A 23,643-nucleotide genomic window follows, 5' to 3' on the forward strand; every position below is an offset into this window, starting at 1 on the left:
GCCGTTATTTAGGTTCAGCGCCCCAAATCAGTTTTCCATTCTCATACAACGTGATTTTTTTCGTATTTTTAAACGTGTTTGAACCTGAAGAAAATGAATAGTCGCCGCTTTGGGCATAATTGCTCCAGTTGTCATTGTGAAGACGGATCTGGATTTCGCCTGTACTTGCACCCGGCGCTAATGTACCGTTTTTAAATCCTACTTCAAGATACGTGTCTGCTCCGTTTACCGCTTTTTTTAATTGGACGAATTTGTGCGTGATTTTGCTGCAGCCGATTTGGGCATAGTCGCAGTCAAAATTTTGTCCTTTGTGATTCGTTTTATACCAATAGCGGACAGTGATTCGATTTAAAGACACGGTTTTTTTGCTGTTGTTTTTAATGTTGAGCTGAGGGCGGATTTGGTTGCCGTTTACATTGTTGTCCCCCGCTCTGTATTGTACTGCTATCGTGTTGGCTGCAGCGCCGCTGTCTTGACCTGGTTTATCCTGATCCTTTTTCTGGTCTTTTTGATCTGACCCTTTCGAATCCGATCCAGAGTCTCCTGACGAACCGTTTGATCCGCTGCGGATGTTTTCCCTGACGAATTTACCTGATGAGGATAAGTCGGATTGAGACCATCCTCCCTTTTTAGAGGCGCCGGAGTTTAAAGCAGCTGACGACTCTTGTTTGTCGCACAAGCTCCAGTTTACCCAGCTGATTTTTTTGCTGTCTAAATATTTCAGCCACTCCCTGGATTGGTCGAGGTAGACACCGCCGTTTCCGGAAGCATCGCTCGTTCCCCATTCTGTGACGAAAATCGGCGCTCCTTTGCTGAGTGCATAGTCTGCTTTATCCCGCAAAGACTGACCGTGCGTACCCGCATAAAAATGGAGCGCGTACATGACATTGCCGTCTTTCAGCTGATTGTCCGCCGCATCGTTGACATCTTGGCTCCAAGTGCCTGTCCCAACGATCACAATATTTTTCGGAGAATTTTTGCGGATCACGGACAAAATGTCTTCAGCGTAAGGTTTAATGTCACGGTTCCAGTTGACATCGCCGTTCGGCTCGTTGGCAATTTCAAAAATGACGTTTGGCGTCTTGCCGTAAAGCCTTGACATTTCGTTGAAAAACTCTTTTGCTTTCGCTTTGTTTTGGTTTGGATTGCCGTCGCTCAGTATGTGCCAGTCGATGATCACATAGATTCCGAGTTCTTTTGCCGCTTCGACGGCTTCCTTCACTTTGTTTTTAACCGACGGATTGTCAATATAGCCGCCTTCACCCGTATACATAGCCGCGCGGAAGACATTGATGCCCCAGTCGTCTCTCAGCCATTTTAACGAGTCTTTGTTGACATAATCGCCATACCACTGCAGCCCGTGTGAACTGATTCCTTTCAGCTGAACCGCTTTTCCTTTTTGATTGACGAGCTGCGTACCTTTCAAGGTGAGCTGTCCGTTTACAGCAACGGGTGTTTGAGAAGCGGCAGACGCTTTAGATGCGATGATACCGCTGATGCCGAGTGCTGCTACCATGAAGCAGGCGATGAAGACAGAAATGGAACGTTTCATGTATGACATTCTTTTTCCTCCAATGATGTTATTTTCCAAAAACACTTTCTGGCAGACATTTTCACCCCTTTCTTGGCTTGTAGCACGTTACTGATTGTAAAAAAACTATTCATTGATTGTCTATCAACCATATTTCACGTTTTTTTCGTTTTGAAAATCTATCTATTTCCTCTTTTCGTATGAAATGGGAGGTCTGAATGCTAATGATGAAAAGCTAAAAAAGTATGACCGGGGACTTTGTGCTTCCTTTTTCTCTCAATTCGAAATTTTAAAACCTGATTCTTCTTCAAAATAATGTCTTCCCTCTGCCTAAAATGCGGCAACCGGGAAAAAATCGCTGTAAAAAGTTCACAAAGCGGACATGTTCTCTCTGCTGTTTGTGTCACTTTATTGTCAAAAAAATAAAACCATCCGCTTGGAATGGTTTATTTCTTTAAATCAGAGAAAAAGCTGACAAGTTTTGTTGCGACACCGACAAGCGTTTCAAGAATCGCCTGTCCACCTGCGACCGATAAAATTAAAATTAACGGGAATATCGTTTTTGGGACAATCAGATACCCGACAGCAATGATCAAAGCGCACCATATCCCTGCGCACCAATAGCAATTCAGCAAATAGCCGAAGTTTGATTTCGGCACTTTTTTCGTTTCTACATGCCCTTGTTCATCAACCGTCTGCTTTTTCTTCATGAACGGTTTCCGGATAAACTCCGTGATCTTGTCAAAAACAATCAAATGAGTTAGCCGGTAACTGGCGAGAATCAGCATCGTAAATGTAAGCCAGGATAAATGCTCCATTGCAGGCCTCCAACATGAAAAGTTATCTATAGCTATTTCCCGATTTCTTCTGACTTATTGCTTTTTCTGTCATTTTTCCCGAATGTGATGTAGATCACGATTTTCCATCGGTGAACCCGTTACATTTAACCCATAGCATAAAAAACACTTCAGGAGGTTTTACAAATGGAAGCAGTATTTGATCAAAACACAAAAACAGGTGATATTGTTACGCGTTTTCCAAGAGCCAGCCGGTTGCTAAAAGAATATCGCATCGACTTTTGCTGCGGGGGCAACCGCCCGATCGGTGAAGCGATAAAAGAACAGGATTTAAATGAAGAAGAGATCTTAGCAAAAATCAATACATTATATCAAGAGACAAAGGCATTGAACGCAAAAGAGACGAACTGGAGTGAAGCCCCGTATTCACAGCTGATCGACCATGTGATTCATACGCACCATGCTTACCTGTATGAGGTGCTTCCTGAACTATCAGGCTTTGTCACAAAAGTCTACCGGGTTCACGGCATCCATCATCCGGAACTCGCCCAGGTCCATCAATTGTTCCATCAGCTGAAAACTGAACTGGAACACCATCTCTTTCAGGAAGAGGAACTCATTTTCCCGAAAGTGACGGCCTATGAAGAGACGCGATCAATGGACAGCCTGGCAGAAGCGGTTCAGGCGATCGACGTCCTTGAACAAGAGCATGAAGCCGCAGGCAGCATCTTGAAGGAACTGAGAAAAGTGACCAATGACTATACCCTTCCTGAAGGGGCATGCACAACATATACACTGACTTACTTAAAGCTTGATGAATTGGAAACAGATCTTTTTCAGCACATTCACCTGGAAAACAATATTTTGTTCCCGCGGCTTGAAGCGGAAGCCAATCAATAAAACAAAAAGACAGAGGATTTCACTTCCTCTGTCTTTTTGTTTATCTATTCATCTGAAGCAATGTCTTTAACTGGAAGCGCTTCTCCTTCCTGATGCGTCGGTTTGCGGAGATGGAATAATGCTCTGATGCTGAATATGACCAAAATCACGATTCCGGCTAAAAAGATCGTATCCGGCACAGCCCTCCAAGTCAGCAGCGTTTGCACCGTATCCTGCTGTAAAAACTCAGGCGCCCTTGAGCTCCAGTACCCGTCTTCAAACGCTTTTTTCAATTGAAGAAAACCGACCGGCAACAAATTGATAAACACCATTCCGAACAAGCCGATGTTCAGCGACCAGCAGGCTATTTTCAGCCATTTATCATTCCACGCTTCTTTTTTGGCGATATTGCGTAGCGTATACAGCCAGACAGCAATGGCAAACATGCCGTACACGCCCATCATCGCCCCGTGCCCGTGGGCAGGTGTCAGGAACTGGCCGTGCTCAAAATAGCTGACAGCAGGCAGATTGATCAAAAAGCCCAATACCCCTGCACCGACCAGATTCCAGATCGCCGTTGAAATCAAGAACCAGAACGTTGCTTTATACGGGAAATGATGGCCGCCGTCTTTCATCATCTTGTATTGTTCATAAGCTTCCAATACAAGCAGGGTAAGAGGAATCACTTCCAGGCATGAGAAGACGGAACCAAGGCCGATCCAAACTTCGGAAGAACCGTTGTAATAGTAATGATGTCCGATCCCGATGACACCGCTCCCCAGCAGGATCGTCAGTTGAAAATAAAGCGTTCTGACGGTCGATTTTTTCGTAACCAGGTTCATTTGCACGAGCAAAAAGCCGATGACCACGACGGCAAAGACTTCAAAAATCCCTTCCACCCAAAGATGGATAATCCACCACCGCCAAAAATCCGACATTGTAATATTTGTGCCGGGATTAAAGAAAAAGGCTGCACCGTAAAACAGCGGAATGGCGATCGAAGAATAAAACAGCAGATGAATCAAACCGCCTTTATCAGATTCCCGCTTGAGGCCGCTCTTAATGCCTCTGAAAACGATAAACAGCCATATCAGCATGCCGAGTGCGAGAATGACCTGCCAGAAGCGGCCGAGTTCAATATATTCCATTCCTTGGTGGCCGAATAAGAACCAGTTATTTCCTAAAAGGCCTTTCGCTCCGAGCCATTCGCCGGCCATGCTTCCGCCGACAAGGACGATCAGCGCCCAAAACAGAATATCGACAAGCAGCCCCTGCCTTTTCGGCTCGCGGCCTCCGACAAGCGGCGCTGCATAAATGCCCATACCGAGCCATGAAGTCGCAATCCAGAAGATCGCCAGCTGGAGGTGAAATCCCTTAGATATGCTGAATGGCAACATATCCCTGATCCAATCGATCCCAAAAAAGCTGTCCGGCTCAATATAATAGTGGGCAAGCAAAGCTCCGAACATAGCCTGAACAAAAAACAGCAGCGACACAACGGCGAAATATTTTCCGGTTTTAACCTGTGATGCCGTAAGCGGCTGTTTATCCAGATCAAATACCGGAAACGCCCCTTCCTGATAAGCCTCTTTCATTCCAAGCTTGTAACGGTAAAACACGAATAGAATAATGCCGACAAATAAAATAAGGATGGTGACGCTTGCGCCGCTCCACCAAACGGCGGCAAATGACATCGTGTTTCCGGCATCTTCATCATACGGCCAGTTGTTCGTGTACGTAATGTCGTCGCCAGGCCTTAATGTACTGGAAAGCCATGCCGTCCAGAAGATAAAATCGGAGATCTGCGTGATTTGGTCTTCGCTGTCAACCCACGCTCTGTCGCGTTTAGGCATGTGGCTTTCTTTAATTAAACCGGGCTCAAGCCCCCAGCCGTCTCCTTTTGTAAAGACATTGCGGTAATGATCACGCACTTGCTGCAATCCATAAACCTGCGCATCTGTCAGCTTCAATGTATCTGACGCGCGATTATAACGGTTTTTTCTCATTTCGCGGATGACTTGATTCCGGATGGTGGACTGCTTTTCATCTGAAAGTTGTTTAAAGCGCTTGCCGTATCGTGCCTCCGCCTTAAAATCCTGCATCCCTTCCGTATAGATTTTCAGGGCTTCGGCCGTGTAATCAGGCCCCATGTAAGATCCGTGCCCCAAAATCGTGCCATAATCCATCAGCGCGTATTTTTGAAATACGGCCTGACCGCCTGAAATGGACGATTTGGTCATGAGCACCTCTCCGTTTGGCCCGGACACTTCAACTGGTCTTGGTGCAAGTCCTTTGAAGATCCAATAGCCTCCCAAAAGCAGCACCGAAAAACTAACGATTAAAGTAAAGACGAGAACAGATTTCAAAAAACCGTTTTTTGATGCTTTTTTAACGGGCACCGTCTTTCTTTGAACTTCCATTGCGGTTCACTCCTTTTTTGATTTTGCATGTCCTAAGATACTGGATATGCAGCACACCGGTTGTGAACCAGATCACTTAAATAATGGCGGATTTGTGAACAAAATAAAAACAGGCTTTCCATCTGTTGTTCAATGGAAAGCCTTCATCTTATCCTTCAATTGCAGCCGTTCAGCCAGTCTGTATCATGTATGAAAATTCCGCTCCTGTCAGCTGTCAGCAGATTTTTCTTTTTCATTTCATTTAATGTACGGTTAATCGTTTCCCTTGACGTTCCGACCATGTTCGCAAAATCCTGATTGGTAATGGGCAGGCTGATGTAGACCCCTTTTTCTTGAGGAATGCCATGTTCTGCAGCGAGCTTCATTAATACATGCGTCAAGCGGTGCTGGACATCTTTTGAAATAAAACCCTGGATCCGCTCTTGCAAATCGAGAATCTTTTTCCCCATGATTTGCATCACTTTTATTGTCATTTCCGGATATTTCATCAAAAGTTCATTAAAATCAGCGATGCGGATTACGATCAACTCGGTTTCCTGAACGGCTTCGGCTGTTGCCGGGTATGGGGAGCGGTCAAAAAAGCCGACATGGGGGAACATATCCCCGCTTTGCAGAATCGAAATCACTTGCTCATTGCCGTCTTCATCGATTTTAAAAGCTTTAACAAGACCGGATTTAATGAAGAATACCGCTTCCCTCTCTTCCCCTTCCATAAAAACAAACATTCTCGGCTGATAGGTGCGCTTGACCGCGATTTGCTCGATTTGTTTGAACTCTTCATCATTCAGCCCGCTGAAAATCATAAATTGCTTCAGAAACTCCATTGGTCTTTCAATCCCTTCGGTTTTGCTAAAGGAGAGCGCGTTGTCACAGGCGGCGCTCCAGCGCAAAGAGCTCTTCTTCAATCGCCGCTGCCTTCTCTTCCACGACTCTGCGGCTGTCCTTCAGCGCCTGATTATAAAAGTAAGGGCCCAGCTTTTCCTTTACGAATTCAAACATTTGAATCGCCGCGATGTCTCCAACCTCTTCTCCCCTTTCTTCAACATAAAAGCGTTTGATTTCCTCGATAATCGCTTGTTTTTCTTCTTGCGTAAGCTTTATAAACATAAAAGCGGCACTCCTTTTTTTATTTTCATGATAAACGAAAAAGTCCGCAAATGAACCATTTATTTTTTACATCCGTTTACTATCCCTCACTTACCGATATTAAACACGAATCAAACGAATGACCGTGTGACGTAATTCACAATGTTTTTAAAAGACTTTTTGTAAGATAAACATGCTGATTGATTTATTCATTTTTCCCTTTGAAAGGAGCAAAAACGCAATGGTAAATCGTCAAAAAATACAATTACCGCTGCAGTCATTTAGTTTAGTCGCAGGATTTATGGTTTGGGTGTTGATTTCCTCTTTAATGCCCCACATTAAGCAGGACATCGCCCTGACAGACAGCGAGATATCCCTTGTCACGGCCATTCCGGTCATACTCGGCTCGCTTCTGAGGATTCCGCTGGGATACTACACAAACAGATTTGGTGCGAGAATCACGTTCATGATCAGCTTTGTGCTGCTTCTGTTCCCGATTTTTTGGATCAGCACAGCCGATTCGCTGTTCGACTTGATCCTTGGCGGATTCTTCCTCGGCATCGGCGGAGCGGTCTTTTCCATCGGGGTCACATCATTGCCGAAATACTACCCTAAAGAAAAACACGGGTTTGTCAATGGGATCTACGGCGCCGGGAACGTCGGTACAGCGATTACCACGTTTGCCGCTCCTGTCGTAGCAAAGACAGCCGGGTGGGAAAATACGGTGCGGATGTACATCGTGTTAGTCGCCGTATTCGCTTTATTGAACTTTATCCTTGGAGATCGAAAAGAAACAAAAGTGACGGTTTCTGTAACAGAGCAAATGAAGGCAGTCTACCGAAATCAGACATTATGGTTTTTAAGCTTGTTTTACTTCATTACATTCGGATCTTTCGTCGCGTTTACGATTTATCTTCCGAACTTTCTTGTTAATCACTTCGGGCTTGATCCCGTTGATTCAGGGCTTAGAACCGCCGGATTTATCGCTGTCGCCACTTTTCTGAGGCCTGTTGGCGGCTGGCTCGCGGACAAATTCAACCCGCTGAAGCTGTTGATGTATGTATTTGCCGGCTGTACCTTGTCAGGGATTTTATTGGCCTTTTCGCCCAGCCTCGGACTTTACGGATTTGGGGTATTAACCGTTGCCGTATGCGCCGGTCTTGGAAACGGGATCATCTTTAAGCTCGTGCCGCTTTATTTTTCAAATCAGGCCGGCATCGTCAATGGGATTGTATCAGCGATGGGCGGCTTGGGAGGATTCTTCCCGCCACTCATCCTGTCAAGCGTTTTTCAGGCAACCGGCCATTATGCGATCGGATTCATGGCGCTGTCAGAAGCAGCCCTTGCCAGCTTTGTGATCGTGGTCTGGATGTATTTTCAGGAAGTGAGCAAAACATCGACCAAAACGAAGACGAACCATTTATAAACCTTTCCTGCAAAAGGAGCCTTGAGCTGATGTGCTCAGGCTCTTTTTTGGGACTTTATTCATAAGTTCACAATATTGTTTATATTTAAAAGGTCACTCAGCCTTATTTAACGTTAAAATAAGAACTGCTAAAGGGGTGACGCTCAATGAATATTTCTGTTAGAAAATCAGACACAGATTTGCTCTCAGACGATCTGCATCACTTGCTGGAATCAATCAGTACACGACGAAAAATCAGGCAGGACACATTCCTTTTTCAAGAAGGGATGGATGCGGAGGAACTGTATCTTATTCAGTCGGGACTTGTCCAAATCGGCAAATTGACGTCCGATGGCAAAGAACTGACACTCAGAATGTGCAAAAAAAATGATATTGTCGGGGAGCTTACGCTTTTTACAGAAGATGCGAAATATATGCTGAGCGCAAAGATCCTCTCTGATGGCGAAGTGTTGGTCATCAATAAAGATAAGCTTGAAAAAGAACTCATACAAAACGGTGCACTGACGTTTGAGTTTATGAAATGGATGAGCACGCATTTGCGAAAGATTCAATCGAAAATCCGCGACCTTTTGCTGAATGGTAAAAAAGGCGCGCTCTACTCCACCTTGATCCGTCTCGCAAACAGCTACGGCATCACAAGAAGCGACGGGATTCTCATCAATATTGTGCTGACGAACCAGGATCTGGCGAAATTCTGTGCCGCCGCAAGGGAGAGCATCAACCGCATGCTGAGCGACCTCCGGAAGAACGGTGTCATTTCAATTGAGGACTCGGGAAAAATCGTCATTCATCAGCTCAACTATTTAAAACGCGAAATCGACTGTGAAAACTGCCCGCTCGACATCTGCAATATCGACTGAAAAAACGAAAACAAACAAGGACATGAAGCACAGTGTCCTTGTTTTTTACGTTTGCAGCAGAAAAACGATCAACACGGCCATAAAGAAACAGGCATTCACCAGCTCTGAGATTCCGATTGTCTTAATCGACAGTTTCTTTCCATGTAAAAACCACGCTCTGAAACTGCTCGGCACTACACCAAGCACGGCCCATCCTGCCCCCGCGGCCAGCGAGATGAACGGCAGGAATACGTGGTATCCCCATGAATAAAGTTTAAACCGATTGTTTTTCTTTTCGCGGATCATCGACTTGACATAAAAGGCGCTCCCTGTGAAAAACAAAGCGGACTGGATAAAAACAAACAATGCTTCACCATCAAGCTTCCCCGCTCCCATCCAGAAGCTTGCAAGCCCGCCCGCGCTGAAAACAAGGATTGCAGCAATATCATTTAAAAGCGCCCTGTCGTTGTTTCTTTTCGCATAATAAAGATTGATGAGAAAGAGCGGAAACAGCGGCAGCCCTAGAAAAACGAGCCGCGGCTCCAGCCAGACCGAAATAAGCAGGAAAACGATGGCCGGAATGCCGTAGATGAGAACCCATTTTTGATAGTAAACGATATTTTTCTTCTTCACCATCATCGTAGCCGGAAATGCCGCTAGATATAGAGACAGCCATCCGCAGAACAGCGGAATATGCTTTACATCCGCGCCCCCGGCGAACATGCCGAGAACAAACGGGATGACAAGCATCGCCCAGGCGCCGTGCTGCTTCGGTATGAACACTTTCATCAAGCATCCTCCCTTCTTTTCTATTACATTATAAAAGTTTCGTCTTTTTTACACAGTGACATTTTGCATACAGGCGTGTGAAATAAATCACTGCGCCCTCCAGCCCGGCGCTTTATACTAAATGCTAATATATAGAAGGAGGATATACCATGGACCGGTTTGACTACTTATTGTTTCTGAAAAATCTTCCTATGTTTCTCGGGGTACCCCTTCCGATCATCAAAAGGCTGCTGAAAAACGGGAAGGTGATCGATATCCAGCCATCTCAGCATTCGCGATCGTTCCTTCATTCGCAATCCGTCTATTTTGTTTTAAAAGGGGAAGTTCATTTTTCTGACAGAAGACTTCCAGAAGAATCCCGAACGATCGCCGAGTGGGAAAAAGGCGATGTTTTCCCTATTGATCAAAAAGGCGAACCTTTCGTATCTCCGTTTATTTCAGTCAACACTGCCGCAGAAACCGCCGTACTTGAAATTCCATTTCATACTTTCAAAAAAATGATGACTTATAACCGCCAATTACAGACGAACTTTCTCATGCTGCTTCAGCAGAATTTGTATTTTTCCTACCAGCTTTTTTTGCGTTACCTCAACTCCTCCGCAGAAGACGACGCGTGAGAAGGGCCTCCCCCTTCTTTCCCTTCCTTTTCTAAATGTGATCTACTTAACTTTTTTTCTTTTTCATTTCCGCTACGATACACATGAATGCAAACGAAAGGACAGATGAAAGATGATACATTGCGATTTCGACAAGTCTCCGTTTATCGTCATTTGGGAGCTGACAAGAGCGTGCGAGCTCAAGTGCCTTCATTGCCGGGCATCGGCTCAAAATAAACGCGATCTGCGGGAGCTCACCCTGAAAGAGGGAAAAGATTTAATTGATCAAATTCATGCGATGGACAATCCCCTCCTCGTGCTGACAGGGGGTGACCCTTTAATGAGAGACGACGTATTCGCCATTATTGAGTATGCCGTCCAAAAAGGGGTTCGCGTCTCTATGACCCCGAGTGCCACGCCGAATGTTACAAGAGAAGCGATTCAATCAGCAAAAGAAATCGGCTTATCCCGATGGGCGTTCAGCTTGGACGGCCCAACCCGAGAGATTCATGATCATTTTCGAGGAACGGACGGTTCCTTTGACCTGACCATGAAGGCCATACGCTACATTCATGAATGCCATCTGCCTCTGCAGATTAATACCGTTATATCCGCTTATAACATCGATTACCTGGATGAAATGGCAAAGCTGATCGAAGAATTGAACTGTGTATTATGGAGTGTATTTTTTCTCGTCCCGACAGGCCGCGCGAAGCGGAAAGATATGATTTCGCCGGTGGACCATGAAAAAGTCTTTCTTTGGCTCAGCCGTTTGGCAAAAGAAGCGCCTTTTGACATCAAAACGACAGCAGCCCAGCACTACCGACGGGTCGTTATTCAACAAAAAATGCGGGAAGCGAAAAACCCCAACATGAAAATCCGCTATGAACACGCATTGCAGAAAGGAAAAATGGATGCCATCGGCGGATTGGGCCGGGCTCCGAAAGGTGTGAACGATGGCAACGGGTTCATGTTTATCTCCCATATCGGTGATGTATATCCAAGCGGACTCCTGCCGGTTAAAGCCGGAAACATCCGCGAACAGCCGCTGGCTGAGATTTACCGCGAATCACCGATCTTTAAGGATCTTCGAAATCCGGACGGATTTAAAGGGAAATGCGGCGTCTGTGAATTCCGTCATGTGTGCGGCGGTTCGCGCTCGCGTGCTTATGCTCTGACAGGCGATTACCTAGAAAGCGATCCGAGCTGCATTTATATTCCGAAGGCTTTGCGCTAAAAAAATGTGATGTACGTCACATTTTTTTCAGCTTCCTTGTATTACGGTATAGATGAGAATGATCATCACTATCAAAGGATGTGATCCCTTGCATAAAAAAATTGATTTGGACGATTCCGTTTACAAACTTTGCACATTGCATCCTGAACTAAAAGCCGTGATGAAGGATGCCGGGTTTCAAAATATTACAAAGCCCGGCATGCTGGAAACAGCCGGGCGCATCATGACGATTCCAAAAGGCGCGCGAATGATGCAAATCGAATGGAACCATGTCTTAGACATATTGAAAGCACACGGATTTGACCCCGTTTGGAAAGGAGAAAAACAATGAGCGAAATCATTAACAATCGGGAAACGCAGCAAGGTCTGCCTGAGGAAAAAAAGCAGCTTCTGAAGGAGATCATCATCGACCTTCATAAAGGAAAGCCGCTTGCCGACGTCAAAAAACGGTTCGAAAAGGCATTCGGCTCAGTCAATGCCGAAGAAATCGCCCAGCTGGAACAGGCGTTGATGAAGGAAGAAGGCATTACACCTGAAGAGATCCAAGAGCTCTGCTCCGTTCACGCCGCTGTGTTTAAAGGATCGATTGAAGACATTCACCGCGCGGACGCCGACAAGCAGCCTGGCCATCCCGTTCATACATTTATGAAAGAAAATAAAGAAATCGACCTCCTTTTGAACTTTAAAATGCAGCTTCATTTGGAACGCTTTGAAAAAGAAGATCATCGCGACAACATTCTCAAACTGCTCGCAGACTTAAATTTGCTAGCTGACGTCGACAAACATTACAGCAGAAAAGAAAATCTTCTCTTCCCCTATTTAGAAAAGTATGGAATTACTGGGCCCAGCCAAGTGATGTGGGCTGTCGATGATTTTATCCGCAAGAGCATCAAAGAAGTGAAGCGTTTGTTGGAAGAGTATACGCCGGACAAAAAAGATGAAGTCATCCGCGAGCTAACGTTTATCATTCAAGAAGGCACGGAAATGATTTATAAAGAAGAAAATATCCTCTTGCCGATGGCGCTCAGAACGCTGACAGAAGACGAATGGCTGAAAATCGCGGCTGAAAGCGACGAGATCGGATATTGCCTGACTGCTCCGGAAACGGTGTGGAAGCCTGAACGCCATCAGCTCAAAACAACAGAAGAGGCGGCTGACGGATATGTCAGGCTCCCTACTGGTATTCTGTCCGTGGCCCAGCTTGAGCACATGATGAACCATCTTCCGGTCGATATCACCTTCATCGATGAAAACGATGTGGTCCGCTATTTTTCACACGGAAAGGAACGGATTTTCGCAAGGACAAAAGCCGTAATCGGCCGGACCGTCCAAAACTGCCATCCGCCGGCAAGCGTCCATATCGTCAACAAACTTCTTGACGACTTTAAATCAGGCAAAAAAGACGTTGAAGACTTTTGGATCAAATTTAAAGACAAATACGTGTTCATCCGCTATTTTGCCGTACGCGATGAAAACGGCCGCTATATCGGAACTTTGGAATTCACCCAGAACATCGCCCCGATTCAAGAGATTACCGGGGAAAAGAGAATTTTGAACACGAGCGATTGACCCATTCGACAGCCCGCTTCCATGCAGGCTGTTTTTTTGTCCTCCCTCTCCCCCTCCTGAAAATGTGACAAATTTGTGAAAACCCGAAAACATGTGACAAATTTAACAAGGTCCAGCGCCTCCTCCATATATAGTGAGGGTAGCATCACTGACTCAGAAGGAGTGAACCAGCAATGAAAAAAAAGAAACAGAGTCCCATTTTCAGGAGATTAAATTATTTCTCTCCTATTGAACGCCATTCCAATCAACACAGCCAAACCACTTATGAAGACCGGAATTGGGAAGATGTATACAGAAATAGATGGCAGCATGATAAAGTGGTTCGCTCTACCCACGGGGTGAACTGTACAGGCTCCTGCAGCTGGAATATCTACGTCAAAAACGGAATCGTCACATGGGAAGGGCAGCGACTCGATTACCCTTCGACTGGCCCTGATATGCCGGACTTTGAACCGCGCGGCTGTCCGAGGGGAGCGAGCTTTTCCTGGTATATATACAGCCCGCTCCGCGTGAAATATCCGTATGTACGCGGTGTGCTGATCCAGATGTGGCGCGAGGCGCTAAACAGCAGCAAAAATCCGCTGGAAGCATGGAAATCAATTATCGAAAACCCTGAAAAAGCAAAGGCCTATAAACAGGCGCGCGGAAAAGGCGGATTTGTCCGCGCCGAATGGAGCGAAGTCCTGAAGCTGATTTCGGCTTCCCTTCTGTACACCATTGCCAAATACGGTCCTGACCGAAATGTCGGCTTCTCGCCGATTCCAGCCATGTCGATGCTCAGCCACGCAGCAGGGTCACGCTTTATGTCCCTGATCGGCGGGCCGATGCTGAGCTTCTATGACTGGTATGCCGACCTCCCTCCTGCTTCACCGCAAATTTGGGGAGATCAAACCGACGTTCCGGAAAGCAGCGACTGGTACAATTCGGGCTACATCATGACATGGGGTTCTAATGTGCCGCTTACCAGAACGCCTGACGCTCACTTTTTAGCCGAAGCCCGCTATAAAGGGGCAAAAGTGATTTCGATCAGTCCGGACTTTGCCGAGTCCTCAAAGTTTTCCGATGATTGGCTGAGCATCAGACAAGGAACGGACGGCGCACTGGCCATGGCGATGGGCCACGTCATTCTGCAAGACTTTTATGTCAACCAGAAGACGGAGCGTTTTATTGATTATGCAAAACAATATACCGATTTCCCGTTTTTGGTGACTTTGAAAGAGGAAAACGGAACGTTCACAGCAGGCCGCTTCCTCCATGCTAAAGATATCGGGCGTGCGACAGAGCATGATGAGTGGAAGCCTGCCGTTTGGGACGAAGACACAGATGGATTTGCGATTCCGCAGGGCACGATGGGCTCTCGCTGGGACGGCCAAGGAAAATGGAATCTGCGCATGGTTGATGAGGATTCAGAAAAACCGATCACACCTCGGCTTTCCATGCTTGGACACGAAGATATGATCGGCACGGTCAACATTCCTTACTTCTCACATGACGGCAATAAAGTGCTTGAAAGACCGCTTCCGATCAAAAAAATGATTCTGGACGGCGAGGAAGTTTTTGTTTCTACCGTTTTCGACCTGACGCTCGCCAACTATGGCGTCAACCGCGGAATTGACGGGCAGACGCCGGCATCATTTGATGATCCTGAACCGTTTACACCGGCTTGGCAAGAGCCGATTACTGGCATTAAAAGTGAAATGGTGATCAAGATCGCAAGGGAATTCGCGCAAAATGCGATTGACACAGAGGGCCGCTCAATGATCATTGTCGGCGCCGGGATTAACCATTGGTTCAATTCAGACACCATTTACAGAGCTGTGCTGAACCTTGTGCTTCTCGTCGGAGCTCAAGGGGTTAACGGAGGCGGCTGGGCCCACTATGTCGGCCAGGAAAAACTCCGGCCGGCCGAAGGATGGCAGACGATCGCGACGGCGAAAGACTGGGGAGGCCCTGCCAAACTGCAAAACGGAACATCATTTTTCTACTTCGCTACCGACCAGTGGCGCTATGAAGATCAGGAAATCAGCGGGCTTGCTTCCCCTATCGCAAAAACATCGCGCTACAAGCACCATGCCGATTACAATGTGCTGGCGGCAAGACTCGGCTGGCTTCCATCGTATCCGACGTTTGAGAAAAACGGTATCGATCTGTATAAAGAAGCAGAAAAAGCAGGCGCTGAGAACGCTCAGCAAGTCGGAAGCTATATCGCCAGACAGCTTGAGGAGAAAAAGCTCAAGTTTTCGATTGAAGATCCTGACAATGAAAAGAACTTCCCGAGAAATCTATTTGTCTGGAGAGCCAACTTAATCTCGAGCTCCGGCAAAGGTCATGAATATTTTCTGAAGCACTTGCTCGGCACGACGAACGGACTGATGAACGATGATCAGGACAGCATCCGTCCCGAAGAAATCACATGGCGTGACAAAGCGCCTGAAGGCAAGCTCGACTTACTGGTCAATCTCGATTTCCGGATGGCGGGAACAGCCCTTTATTCAGACATCGTGCTCCCTGCGGCCACCTGGTACGAAAAGCACGATCTCAGCAGCACGGATATGCATCCGTTCATCCACCCGTTTAACCCGGCAATCAGCGCGCCGTGGGAAGCAAAGTCTGATTGGGATATTTTCAAAGCATTGGCAAAAGCGGTTTCCGATCTGGCTGAAGAAATGGACATGGAACCTGTAAAAGAGGCTGTTGCGACTCCTCTTCTCCATGACACTCCACAGGAAATGGCGCAGCCGCTCGGGAAAATCAAAGATTGGAGCAAAGGCGACTGCCCTGCCGTTCCCGGCAAAACAATGCCGCAAATTCACGTTGTGGAACGGGATTACAAGCAGATTTTCAATAAGATGACATCGCTCGGGCCGAATGTTGTCAAACAGCCGTTTGGTACGAAAGGAATGAACTGGTCTGTTGAAGCGGAATATGATTCCCTCAAAAAAACGCTCGGCGTCGTAAAAGACGACACGATCGCCAAAGGCTGTCCTGACATCAGTGATGCAAGACAGGCTGCGGAAGCGGTATTGACCCTCTCTTCCACTTCAAACGGGAAAGTAGCCGTTAAAGCGTGGGAATCGCTTGAAAAAATAACGAATCTTGAGTTGAAAGACTTAGCTGAAGAACGGGAAGAGGAATGCTTTACATTTGAGCAAATTTCGGCTCAGCCGAAAACGGTGATCACCTCCCCTGCTTTCAGCGGTTCTGAAAAAGGCGGACGGCGCTATTCGCCGTTTACAACGAACGTTGAAAAACTGATTCCGTGGAGAACGCTGACCGGCAGACAGTCTTTTTACCTTGATCATGAAATGATGACGGAATTCGGCGAGAACATGGCGACATTCAAGCCGATCCTGATCCACCGCCCTTTCTTGAACAAGCGTCCGGATCAGGAAGGAAAAGAAATCGTTTTAAACTATTTAACGCCGCATAATAAATGGTCGGTTCACAGCATGTATTTTGATTCCCTGCCGATGCTTACCCTTTTCAGAGGCGGGCCGACAGTCTGGATGAATAAAGACGATGCGGAAGAAACCGACATTCAGGACAACGACTGGATCGAATGCTTCAACCGAAACGGAGTCGTCGTCGCACGGGCCGTGACATCACACCGGATTCCAAAAGGAATGGCCTTTATGCACCATGCCCAAGACCGGCATATCAATGTACCGGGAACAAAGCTGACGAATAACCGCGGTGGAACCCATAACAGTCCGACACGCATCCATGTCAAGCCGACGCAGATGATCGGAGGCTACGGCCAGCTCAGCTACGGATTCAACTACTACGGGCCGACAGGAAATCAGCGCGACCTCAATGTCGTGATCAGAAAATTGAAGGAGGTCGATTGGCTTGAAGATTAAAGCTCAAATCGGAATGGTAATGAACCTTGATAAATGCATCGGCTGCCATACATGCAGCGTCACATGCAAAAACACATGGACAAACCGTTCCGGTGCAGAATATATGTACTTCAACAACGTCGAAACAAAACCGGGCATCGGCTACCCTAAACAATGGGAGGACCAGGATAAATACAGAGGCGGCTGGGAGCTGAAAAAAGGCAAACTTCAGCTCAAATCAGGCGCCAAAACAACGCGGCTCATGAATTTATTCTACAACCCGTACCAGCCGACGATCGATGACTACTATGAACCTTGGAACTATGATTATGAAACGCTGACAAACAGTCCGGAGAAAAAACACCAGCCTGTTGCAAGGCCGAAGTCTTCTATTACGGGAGACTTCATGAACCTTGAATGGGGTCCGAACTGGGAAGACGATCTTGCCGGCGGCCACATTACAGGCCTTCAAGATCCAAACGTCAAAAAAATGGAAGAATCGATCAAGACTGAATTTGAAGACGTCTTTATGATGTATCTGCCAAGGATATGCGAACACTGCATCAATCCTTCCTGCGTCTCCTCCTGTCCGTCGGGAGCGATGTACAAACGCGAAGAAGACGGGATCGTTCTCGTCGATCAAAATGCGTGCCGCTCATGGAGACACTGTGTATCATCATGCCCTTATAAAAAAGTGTATTTCAACTGGCAGACGAACAAGGCGGAAAAATGCACATTGTGCTTCCCTCGTCTTGAAGCAGGACTGCCGACAATCTGCTCTGAGACATGCGTCGGCAGAATCCGCTATCTCGGAGTCATGCTTTATGATGCAGATAAAGTCGAAGAAGCGGCTTCAGCCGAAAATGAAAAAGATCTATATCACTCCCAGCTGGAAATTTTCCTTGATCCGAATGATCCCGCTGTCGCAGAAGAAGCAAAAGCTCAAGGCATTCCGCTGGAGTGGATCGAAGCAGCGCAAAAATCTCCGATCTACAAAATGATCATCGATTGGAAAATCGCTCTGCCGCTGCACCCTGAATACCGGACATTGCCGATGGTATGGTATATTCCGCCGCTCAGTCCGATTATGAATATGTTTGAAGGAAAAGGAACGGCCCAATCAGCTGAAGATATCTTCCCTGCCATTGATGAAATGCGGATTCCGATCGAATATTTGGCCAATTTGCTGACTGCCGGTGATACACACCATATAAGAACGACATTAAAGAAAATGTCTGTGATGCGTATGTACATGCGAGCGACTCAAACAAACAAACAGATCGATTCAGCCCTGATTCAAGATACCGGATTGACTGAAGAGCAGATTGAAGATATGTACCGTCTGCTTGCGATCGCCAAATACGATGACCGCTTTGTCATTCCGCAAACCCATCGCGAAGAAGTCGCGGATCTGTACATGGAACAAGGAAGCTGCGGATTATCGTTTGCCGGAGGACCCGGCTCTTGCCAAAACATATAACACTGGAGGGAAGCTTCATGAATGGAACAGACAAACAAACCGTTTTTGCCGCTCTTTCTCACCTCCTCTCCTACCCTGATGAAGAGTGGAGAAAAGAACGTTCCGAATGGCAGCAGATCATCGGCGAAATCGAACATGAAGCGCTGAAAGGGCATCTGCTTGCCTTTTTGGAAAGCGCGGCTTCCTATTCGTCTGAGGAATTGATCGAAACGTACGTATATACGTTTGATTTCGGCAAAAAAACGAACCTTTATGTCACCTATTTCAACTCCGGTGAACAAAGGGAGCGCGGAATTGAATTGCTGCAGCTGAAAGATCTGTATCAGCAGTCCGGTTTTCAGCCGACAGACAAAGAGCTGCCGGATTATCTGCCGCTCATGCTTGAATTTGCTGCAGTCGCCGATCATGAAAAAGCTGCGGCTGTATTCCAAAAATACGCAGCGAACCTGGAAGAATTAAGATTGCAGCTTTCAGAGAATGAAAGCATCTATACGCCGTTATTAGACGGATTAATGATGATTTTAGAGGAAATTGGTGTTGAAAGGAATGTACAGCCATGATCGAACAAATCCTGTGGGTCATCCTCCCCTATATCGTCATCACCATTTTTATCGGAGGGCATATATACCGCTATCAACATGATCAGTTTGGCTGGACGGCCAAATCAAGCGAAATGCTCGAAAAGAAAAAATTGGCGCTTGGCAGCAGCCTTTTTCACTGGGGAATCTTTTTTGTCATCGGCGGGCATGTGATGGGAATTTTAATTCCGGAAAGCCTTTATCAAGCGCTCGGCGTATCAGAGCATATGTACCATAAAATCGCGATCGGTTTCGGACTGCCAGCGGGCATCGCCGCGCTGTCAGGACTTATCATATTGACCTACCGCAGATTCACGGACAAACGAATTCGAAAAACGAGCTCTGCCGGTGATTTCATCACGCTGGTCGCTTTGTTATTCGTCATGACGACTGGGCTTGCGGCAACCTTCTTGAACATCGATTCAAAAGGATTCGACTATCGGACAACAATCAGCCCGTGGTTTCGCAACATTTTCTTATTCAAGCCTGATGCCGGACTTATGGCGAACGTGCCCCTCTGGTTTAAGCTTCATATTATGATGGGCTACGTCATTTTCATCGTCTGGCCGTTTACTCGGCTCGTCCACGTATTCAGCATGCCGCTAAAATATTTGACAAGAAGCTATGTTGTTTACCGAAAACGGGCGCCCCGCAAAAGCATTTAAACATTTTCCCTAAAGCCAAAACGGCTTTAGGGATTTTTTTCTCTATAGGCAAGCTACCCTTATTCCCTATCAATCATACGATAAAGCAAACCATCAGAAAGGAGCGTTTTTATTGTATCCATACGATCCTTCACTATATGATCCGTATCGCCAGCAATTTCCGCCGGGTCCGCCTCCAGGAGTTGGAGGACAGCAGCAACAGCAGTTTCTCCCCCCGCCGCCGAGCCAATTTCCGCAAGACACCGGCCCTTCGGTATTTGCCGTTGATCCCGGCGGAATCAGAAGATGCCTGTTCAAATATACATTCATCCGCTTAAGAAACGGCAGCCGCTTTTGGTTCTACCCGGTTTTCGTCGGACGTTATTCGATTGCGGGCTACCGCTGGAGACCGCGTCAATTCCGCTGGGTTTACTTCGGTATTGACTTGAACGAGATTACCTCATTCAGCTGTCAGTAAAAAAACAAGAAAAAGGCGCCCCAAGGACGCCTTTTTTCATATTGTTTATTTCGATTGCAATGTTTCCTTCTCGTCTTCCCAAGCCTCTGTGTTTTTCAGACCTGGAATCGAGCTTGCCTTAAAGACAGGGTTCTTCCCTGTTTTACGCTGATCAGTATAGTCTTTCAGCACTTTCGCGGCAATTCCGGAAAGAAGCAGAATCGCAATCAGGTTAATGATCGCCATTAATCCCATAAATAAATCCGCCATGTCCCACACAAGCTGAAAACCGGATACAGATCCGAAGATGACCATTGCGACAACAGCTGTACGGTAAACGGCAAGCGTCGTCTTGCTCTTTTTAATAAATTCAATATTCGTCTCACCATAATAGTAGTTTCCGACGATTGAGCTGAAAGCGAACAGGAAAATCGCCACTGCGACAAACGCAGGCGCCCAGCTTCCGACATGATGCTGCATGGCTGCTTGTGTAATTTGAATGCCGTCAAGCTCTTTGCCCGGCGTCAGATTGAACAGCAGAATCATAAAGGCTGTCGCACTGCAGATAACCATCGTATCAAAGAATACGCCAAGCGTTTGGATAAAACCTTGCTTCGCCGGGTGAGAGACATTGGCAGTCGCCGCTGCGTTCGGCGCGCTTCCCATTCCGGCTTCGTTTGAAAACAAGCCGCGCTTCGCACCGATAATAATGATGCTGCCGAGCGTACCCCCTGCAATCTGCTCGATCCCGAAAGCATCTTTCACAATCATCGCGAAAACGGCCGGTATTTGAGAAATATTCGTCAGCACGACAAATAAAGCAAGTCCAAGATAAATGACCGCCATAACCGGAACGATCAACTGCGTAACTGTCACGACGCGTTTCAAACCCCCGAAAATGATAAAAGCGGTGATCGCAGCAAGGACGATGCCGACCGCTGTTTTATCCAGGTTGAAAGCCCCTTGCATCGAACCGACGATCGTGTTGGCTTGAACTGCATTAAAAATCAAGCCGAATGTAATCGTAATCAAAACGGCAAAGATAATGCCCATCCATCTGGCGCCCAGCGCTTTTTCCATGTAATAAGCAGGACCCCCTCTGAAATGATCGCCGTCTTTGACTTTGTAGACTTGAGCCAGCGTACTCTCCACAAAGCTGGAAGCCATACCGACAAGCGCGACAACCCACATCCAAAAGACCGCCCCCGGTCCTCCTGTTGCAACAGCAAGCGCGACACCGGTCAGGTTCCCCGTGCCGACACGCGAAGCGGCGGAAATAAAGAAAGCCTGCAAAGACGAGACGCCTTTTCCTTTCTCCTCCTTTTGTCCGACGATACGAAACATCTCGAAGAAATAGCGGAATTGAACGAATTTCAATTTAAAAGTAAAGAACAGGCCTATTCCTATTAATATATAGACTAAATAAGTCCAAATAAAACCGCTCGGGACATTGATGATTTCGCTTAAAATTTCTTCCATAGCACCCTCCTGAAAACAAACGAATTTTGTTTTGATGTTAAGTTTTCTAACATGATAGGATTATATCATAATAATGACACAAGAAAAACTAGATAGAATTTTCTGTTTTTTAAACATAAAGGCTGTTAACATCATTATTACTTTAGTCCCAATGCTCATTATAGCAGAGTATTATCTTTATTCATATATAAAAATGCGCTTTCATTCCAAATGCGCTGCGAAAAATCTCATGTTGTCAATAAATATTTGCTAACTGTCACAAAATAATCATCTTTTCTTATAACACAAAATATGCTAAGATGATGAGATACTAAGGGGATGAGATCAAATGAAAAAGACATTGTTTCTCCAACTGTCCATATTCTTTTTAGTCATTGCGAGCCTTCATTCGTTCTCAATGCCCCAGATGCCGGCAAATCACCATACGCAAAAAGCTGCTGTTTCAGGAGATGAACTCCATGAGCTGACAGCCGGCAAATATGGTGAAGAAAAGGCGAAATCATTGTGGAATTCACTCGGCTTCGGAGCTGAATCCATCCTTCTCTTAATCTTAGCTGCGGCTTCTGGCCAGGCGTTCATGATGAACAGGCGGAAAGAGCATCTGAAGGCATTTATGCTCGCAGTGTTCTATCACTCTTCTTATTTCGATAAAGCGCATGTTTTAAAACCATAACCATACGAAAAAAAACGGGAGGTTTTAACATGTTATTTATCATAAGAACAGTGATTATTGGACTATTTTCATTGGCAGCAATCAATTTGTTTGTTTTTCAAGGAATTGAATTCATGCACGCGATTACCGATCTTTTCAATCGCCAGGACAGCTGAATTTGAAGCGATCTGAAAAGCTGGACAATAAAATTTCATGAAGCAGTTTGATTGGCATGAATCCGGATTGCACGGATTCATGCCTTTTCATTTGGTCTTCCTTCGTCTTGCGATTGCAGTAAGGCTTTAAAGCAGAACAATCTACTTAAATACATCTTTTCCACCTTCTTCAAAAACAATTAAATTTTTTCGAAAAATTTTAAACATTTTTTCAACAACTCCCGGGATTTTATTTCAAATCTACAAATATAAGATATAATGTTTCTGTACCAATTAAATACCAATTACTTATAGAAAGAAGATGTTCATATGAGTAAAGTATCCGGAAAAATTGCTTTTGTTACTGGCGGAGGCCAAGGAATTGGCGGAGCAATCTGCAAACGCTTGGCGGAGGATGGGTTCGCTGTTGCAGTTGCCGATTATAATGTAGAAACTGCAACACAAGTTGCTGAGGACATTAACCAGCATAACGGTAAGGCAATTGCAGTTAAAGTGGATGTTGCTGATCGTGACGATGTTTTTAAAGCAGTCGATGAAACGGTTAAACGCCTCGGCGGTCTTGATGTGGTGATCAATAATGCAGGTCTTGGACCAACCACACCTATTGAAAGCATTACATATGAAGATTATCGGAAAGTCTATGATGTTAACGTCGGCGGTACTTATTGGGGAATACAAGCAGCTGTAAAAGCCTTTAAAGAACTTGGACACGGCGGGAAAATCATTAATGCTTCTTCTCAAGCCGGTCAAGTCGGCAACCCGGGCTTGGCAGTTTACGGCGGAACAAAGTTCGCTGTTCGCGGGATTACGCAAACGGCGGCAAAAGATCTGGCTGAATTAGGCATTACTGTTAACGCCTTTTGTCCGGGTATCGTTAAAACTCCCATGATGATGGGGATTGCACAGCAAACCGCTGATGAAGCAGGCAAGCCATTTGAATGGGGAATGGAACAATTCGCTAAAAATATTGCCTTAAAACGCTTATCAGAGCCGGAAGATGTAGCAGCATGCGTTTCTTACCTTGCAGGGCCGGACTCAGATTATATGACCGGCCAGTCTCTTATCATTGATGGCGGAATGGTATTTAATTAATTTTATAATCATATTCAATATGGAGGGCGGAGCTATCCGCCTCCATATTGAATAACAAGCTAGAGCTGATATGGTCA

22 protein-coding genes are annotated in these 23,643 nt (G+C 46.1%); 15 read left to right on the forward strand and 7 right to left on the reverse strand.

Annotation, left to right across the window (positions count from 1 at the left end; translation table 11 throughout):
- Window positions 1-4 precede the first annotated feature (4 nt).
- Both ACVC9U_RS09015 and ACVC9U_RS09020 read right to left on the reverse strand, forming a co-directional pair.
- Window positions 5-1,552 carry a cellulase family glycosylhydrolase gene (locus ACVC9U_RS09015; RefSeq protein ID WP_079289405.1) on the reverse strand — a complete coding sequence of 516 codons (1,548 nt, stop codon included), beginning with the start codon at window positions 1,550-1,552 and terminating at the stop codon, window positions 5-7.
- A 425-nt stretch (window positions 1,553-1,977) separates the two neighbouring features.
- A complete protein-coding gene (locus ACVC9U_RS09020; protein ID WP_079289402.1) occupies window positions 1,978-2,349 on the reverse strand; it encodes a DUF1360 domain-containing protein in 372 nt (123 codons plus the stop codon).
- A 165-nt stretch (window positions 2,350-2,514) separates the two neighbouring features.
- Here ACVC9U_RS09020 and ric point away from each other — a divergent pair, with 165 nt between their 5' ends.
- The gene (ric, locus tag ACVC9U_RS09025; RefSeq protein ID WP_075213281.1) at window positions 2,515-3,228 is read left to right on the forward strand and encodes an iron-sulfur cluster repair di-iron protein; all 714 of its coding nucleotides are present in this window, start codon (window positions 2,515-2,517) and stop codon (window positions 3,226-3,228) included.
- A 44-nt stretch (window positions 3,229-3,272) separates the two neighbouring features.
- Here the strand turns inward: ric and ACVC9U_RS09030 are convergent, their stop codons facing one another.
- The 3 genes from ACVC9U_RS09030 to ACVC9U_RS09040 form a co-directional block, all read right to left on the reverse strand.
- The gene (locus ACVC9U_RS09030) at window positions 3,273-5,627 is read right to left on the reverse strand and encodes a nitric-oxide reductase large subunit (RefSeq protein ID WP_020451640.1); all 2,355 of its coding nucleotides are present in this window, start codon (window positions 5,625-5,627) and stop codon (window positions 3,273-3,275) included.
- Between the two features lie 155 nt (window positions 5,628-5,782).
- The gene (locus ACVC9U_RS09035) at window positions 5,783-6,451 is read right to left on the reverse strand and encodes a Crp/Fnr family transcriptional regulator (RefSeq protein ID WP_023857565.1); all 669 of its coding nucleotides are present in this window, start codon (window positions 6,449-6,451) and stop codon (window positions 5,783-5,785) included.
- Window positions 6,452-6,494: 43 nt separating this feature from the next.
- Window positions 6,495-6,734, reverse strand: a complete 240-nt coding sequence (locus tag ACVC9U_RS09040; RefSeq protein ID WP_020451638.1) for a DUF2164 domain-containing protein — start codon at window positions 6,732-6,734, stop codon at window positions 6,495-6,497.
- Between the two features lie 220 nt (window positions 6,735-6,954).
- Here ACVC9U_RS09040 and ACVC9U_RS09045 point away from each other — a divergent pair, with 220 nt between their 5' ends.
- On the forward strand, window positions 6,955-8,139 hold the full coding sequence (locus ACVC9U_RS09045; protein WP_020451637.1) for a nitrate/nitrite transporter: 1,185 nt from the start codon (window positions 6,955-6,957) through the stop codon (window positions 8,137-8,139).
- A gap of 146 nt (window positions 8,140-8,285) precedes the next feature.
- Complete coding sequence (locus ACVC9U_RS09050; RefSeq protein WP_020451636.1) at window positions 8,286-8,999, forward strand: Crp/Fnr family transcriptional regulator; 714 nt, start codon at window positions 8,286-8,288, stop codon at window positions 8,997-8,999.
- Window positions 9,000-9,044: 45 nt separating this feature from the next.
- Here ACVC9U_RS09050 and ACVC9U_RS09055 read toward each other — a convergent pair whose 3' ends face one another.
- Window positions 9,045-9,767 (reverse strand): YwiC-like family protein, encoded by a 723-nt coding sequence (locus ACVC9U_RS09055; RefSeq protein WP_441390647.1) that lies wholly within the window; start codon window positions 9,765-9,767, stop codon window positions 9,045-9,047.
- A 149-nt stretch (window positions 9,768-9,916) separates the two neighbouring features.
- On the opposite strand from ACVC9U_RS09055, the gene ACVC9U_RS09060 reads away from it, so the two are divergent.
- The 9 genes from ACVC9U_RS09060 (at window position 9,917) to ACVC9U_RS09100 (ending at window position 20,188) form a co-directional block, all read left to right on the forward strand.
- The gene (locus ACVC9U_RS09060) at window positions 9,917-10,384 is read left to right on the forward strand and encodes a cyclic nucleotide-binding domain-containing protein (RefSeq protein ID WP_020451634.1); all 468 of its coding nucleotides are present in this window, start codon (window positions 9,917-9,919) and stop codon (window positions 10,382-10,384) included.
- Between the two features lie 112 nt (window positions 10,385-10,496).
- Complete coding sequence (locus tag ACVC9U_RS09065; protein WP_441390649.1) at window positions 10,497-11,600, forward strand: TIGR04053 family radical SAM/SPASM domain-containing protein; 1,104 nt, start codon at window positions 10,497-10,499, stop codon at window positions 11,598-11,600.
- A gap of 88 nt (window positions 11,601-11,688) precedes the next feature.
- Window positions 11,689-11,931 (forward strand): DUF1858 domain-containing protein, encoded by a 243-nt coding sequence (locus ACVC9U_RS09070; RefSeq protein WP_003182317.1) that lies wholly within the window; start codon window positions 11,689-11,691, stop codon window positions 11,929-11,931.
- On the forward strand, window positions 11,928-13,169 hold the full coding sequence (locus ACVC9U_RS09075) for a DUF438 domain-containing protein (protein ID WP_441390652.1): 1,242 nt from the start codon (window positions 11,928-11,930) through the stop codon (window positions 13,167-13,169). Before ACVC9U_RS09070 ends, ACVC9U_RS09075 begins: the two co-directional genes overlap by 4 nt.
- Window positions 13,170-13,342: 173 nt before the next feature.
- Complete coding sequence (locus ACVC9U_RS09080) at window positions 13,343-17,029, forward strand: nitrate reductase subunit alpha (protein WP_441390653.1); 3,687 nt, start codon at window positions 13,343-13,345, stop codon at window positions 17,027-17,029.
- Window positions 17,019-18,488 (forward strand): nitrate reductase subunit beta, encoded by a 1,470-nt coding sequence (narH, locus tag ACVC9U_RS09085; RefSeq protein ID WP_020451629.1) that lies wholly within the window; start codon window positions 17,019-17,021, stop codon window positions 18,486-18,488. The genes ACVC9U_RS09080 and narH overlap by 11 nt, the downstream gene beginning before the upstream one ends.
- A 17-nt stretch (window positions 18,489-18,505) precedes the next feature.
- Window positions 18,506-19,048, forward strand: coding sequence for a nitrate reductase molybdenum cofactor assembly chaperone (narJ, locus tag ACVC9U_RS09090; protein WP_020451628.1), 543 nt, complete (start codon window positions 18,506-18,508; stop codon window positions 19,046-19,048).
- Window positions 19,045-19,731 (forward strand): respiratory nitrate reductase subunit gamma, encoded by a 687-nt coding sequence (narI, locus tag ACVC9U_RS09095; protein ID WP_105980983.1) that lies wholly within the window; start codon window positions 19,045-19,047, stop codon window positions 19,729-19,731. The genes narJ and narI overlap by 4 nt, the downstream gene beginning before the upstream one ends.
- Before the next feature lie 112 nt (window positions 19,732-19,843).
- Complete coding sequence (locus tag ACVC9U_RS09100) at window positions 19,844-20,188, forward strand: hypothetical protein (protein ID WP_020451626.1); 345 nt, start codon at window positions 19,844-19,846, stop codon at window positions 20,186-20,188.
- Window positions 20,189-20,233: 45 nt separating this feature from the next.
- Here the strand turns inward: ACVC9U_RS09100 and ACVC9U_RS09105 are convergent, their stop codons facing one another.
- Window positions 20,234-21,646 carry an alanine/glycine:cation symporter family protein gene (locus ACVC9U_RS09105; protein WP_441390657.1) on the reverse strand — a complete coding sequence of 471 codons (1,413 nt, stop codon included), beginning with the start codon at window positions 21,644-21,646 and terminating at the stop codon, window positions 20,234-20,236.
- A 328-nt stretch (window positions 21,647-21,974) separates the two neighbouring features.
- Here ACVC9U_RS09105 and ACVC9U_RS09110 point away from each other — a divergent pair, with 328 nt between their 5' ends.
- The 3 genes from ACVC9U_RS09110 (at window position 21,975) to ACVC9U_RS09120 (ending at window position 23,566) form a co-directional block, all read left to right on the forward strand.
- Complete coding sequence (locus ACVC9U_RS09110; protein ID WP_075754590.1) at window positions 21,975-22,319, forward strand: hypothetical protein; 345 nt, start codon at window positions 21,975-21,977, stop codon at window positions 22,317-22,319.
- Between the two features lie 29 nt (window positions 22,320-22,348).
- Complete coding sequence (locus ACVC9U_RS09115; protein WP_020451622.1) at window positions 22,349-22,474, forward strand: hypothetical protein; 126 nt, start codon at window positions 22,349-22,351, stop codon at window positions 22,472-22,474.
- Between the two features lie 309 nt (window positions 22,475-22,783).
- Entirely contained in the window at window positions 22,784-23,566 is a 783-nt protein-coding gene (locus ACVC9U_RS09120) for a (S)-acetoin forming diacetyl reductase (RefSeq protein ID WP_441390659.1), read from the forward strand.
- Window positions 23,567-23,643: the final 77 nt, after the last annotated feature.

It is taken from the genome of Bacillus sp. GM2 (assembly GCF_056155945.1).

Bases quoted from the DNA above. Each gene is read 5' to 3' on its own strand.
- narJ (WP_020451628.1), top strand. From the start codon at position 18,506: ATGAATGGAACAGACAAACAAACCGTTTTTGCCGCTCTTTCTCACCTC.
- ACVC9U_RS09035 (WP_023857565.1), bottom strand. From the start codon at position 6,451: ATGGAGTTTCTGAAGCAATTTATGATTTTCAGCGGGCTGAATGATGAA.
- ACVC9U_RS09055 (WP_441390647.1), bottom strand. From the start codon at position 9,767: ATGAAAGTGTTCATACCGAAGCAGCACGGCGCCTGGGCGATGCTTGTC.
- ACVC9U_RS09110 (WP_075754590.1), top strand. From the start codon at position 21,975: ATGAAAAAGACATTGTTTCTCCAACTGTCCATATTCTTTTTAGTCATT.
- ACVC9U_RS09065 (WP_441390649.1), top strand. From the start codon at position 10,497: ATGATACATTGCGATTTCGACAAGTCTCCGTTTATCGTCATTTGGGAG.
- ACVC9U_RS09030 (WP_020451640.1), bottom strand. From the start codon at position 5,627: ATGGAAGTTCAAAGAAAGACGGTGCCCGTTAAAAAAGCATCAAAAAAC.
- ACVC9U_RS09120 (WP_441390659.1), top strand. From the start codon at position 22,784: ATGAGTAAAGTATCCGGAAAAATTGCTTTTGTTACTGGCGGAGGCCAA.
- narI (WP_105980983.1), top strand. From the start codon at position 19,045: ATGATCGAACAAATCCTGTGGGTCATCCTCCCCTATATCGTCATCACC.
- ACVC9U_RS09060 (WP_020451634.1), top strand. From the start codon at position 9,917: ATGGACCGGTTTGACTACTTATTGTTTCTGAAAAATCTTCCTATGTTT.
- ACVC9U_RS09050 (WP_020451636.1), top strand. From the start codon at position 8,286: ATGAATATTTCTGTTAGAAAATCAGACACAGATTTGCTCTCAGACGAT.
- ACVC9U_RS09115 (WP_020451622.1), top strand. From the start codon at position 22,349: ATGTTATTTATCATAAGAACAGTGATTATTGGACTATTTTCATTGGCA.
- ACVC9U_RS09075 (WP_441390652.1), top strand. From the start codon at position 11,928: ATGAGCGAAATCATTAACAATCGGGAAACGCAGCAAGGTCTGCCTGAG.
- ACVC9U_RS09080 (WP_441390653.1), top strand. From the start codon at position 13,343: ATGAAAAAAAAGAAACAGAGTCCCATTTTCAGGAGATTAAATTATTTC.
- ACVC9U_RS09015 (WP_079289405.1), bottom strand. From the start codon at position 1,552: ATGAAACGTTCCATTTCTGTCTTCATCGCCTGCTTCATGGTAGCAGCA.
- ric (WP_075213281.1), top strand. From the start codon at position 2,515: ATGGAAGCAGTATTTGATCAAAACACAAAAACAGGTGATATTGTTACG.
- ACVC9U_RS09040 (WP_020451638.1), bottom strand. From the start codon at position 6,734: ATGTTTATAAAGCTTACGCAAGAAGAAAAACAAGCGATTATCGAGGAA.
- ACVC9U_RS09045 (WP_020451637.1), top strand. From the start codon at position 6,955: ATGGTAAATCGTCAAAAAATACAATTACCGCTGCAGTCATTTAGTTTA.
- ACVC9U_RS09020 (WP_079289402.1), bottom strand. From the start codon at position 2,349: ATGGAGCATTTATCCTGGCTTACATTTACGATGCTGATTCTCGCCAGT.
- ACVC9U_RS09105 (WP_441390657.1), bottom strand. From the start codon at position 21,646: ATGGAAGAAATTTTAAGCGAAATCATCAATGTCCCGAGCGGTTTTATT.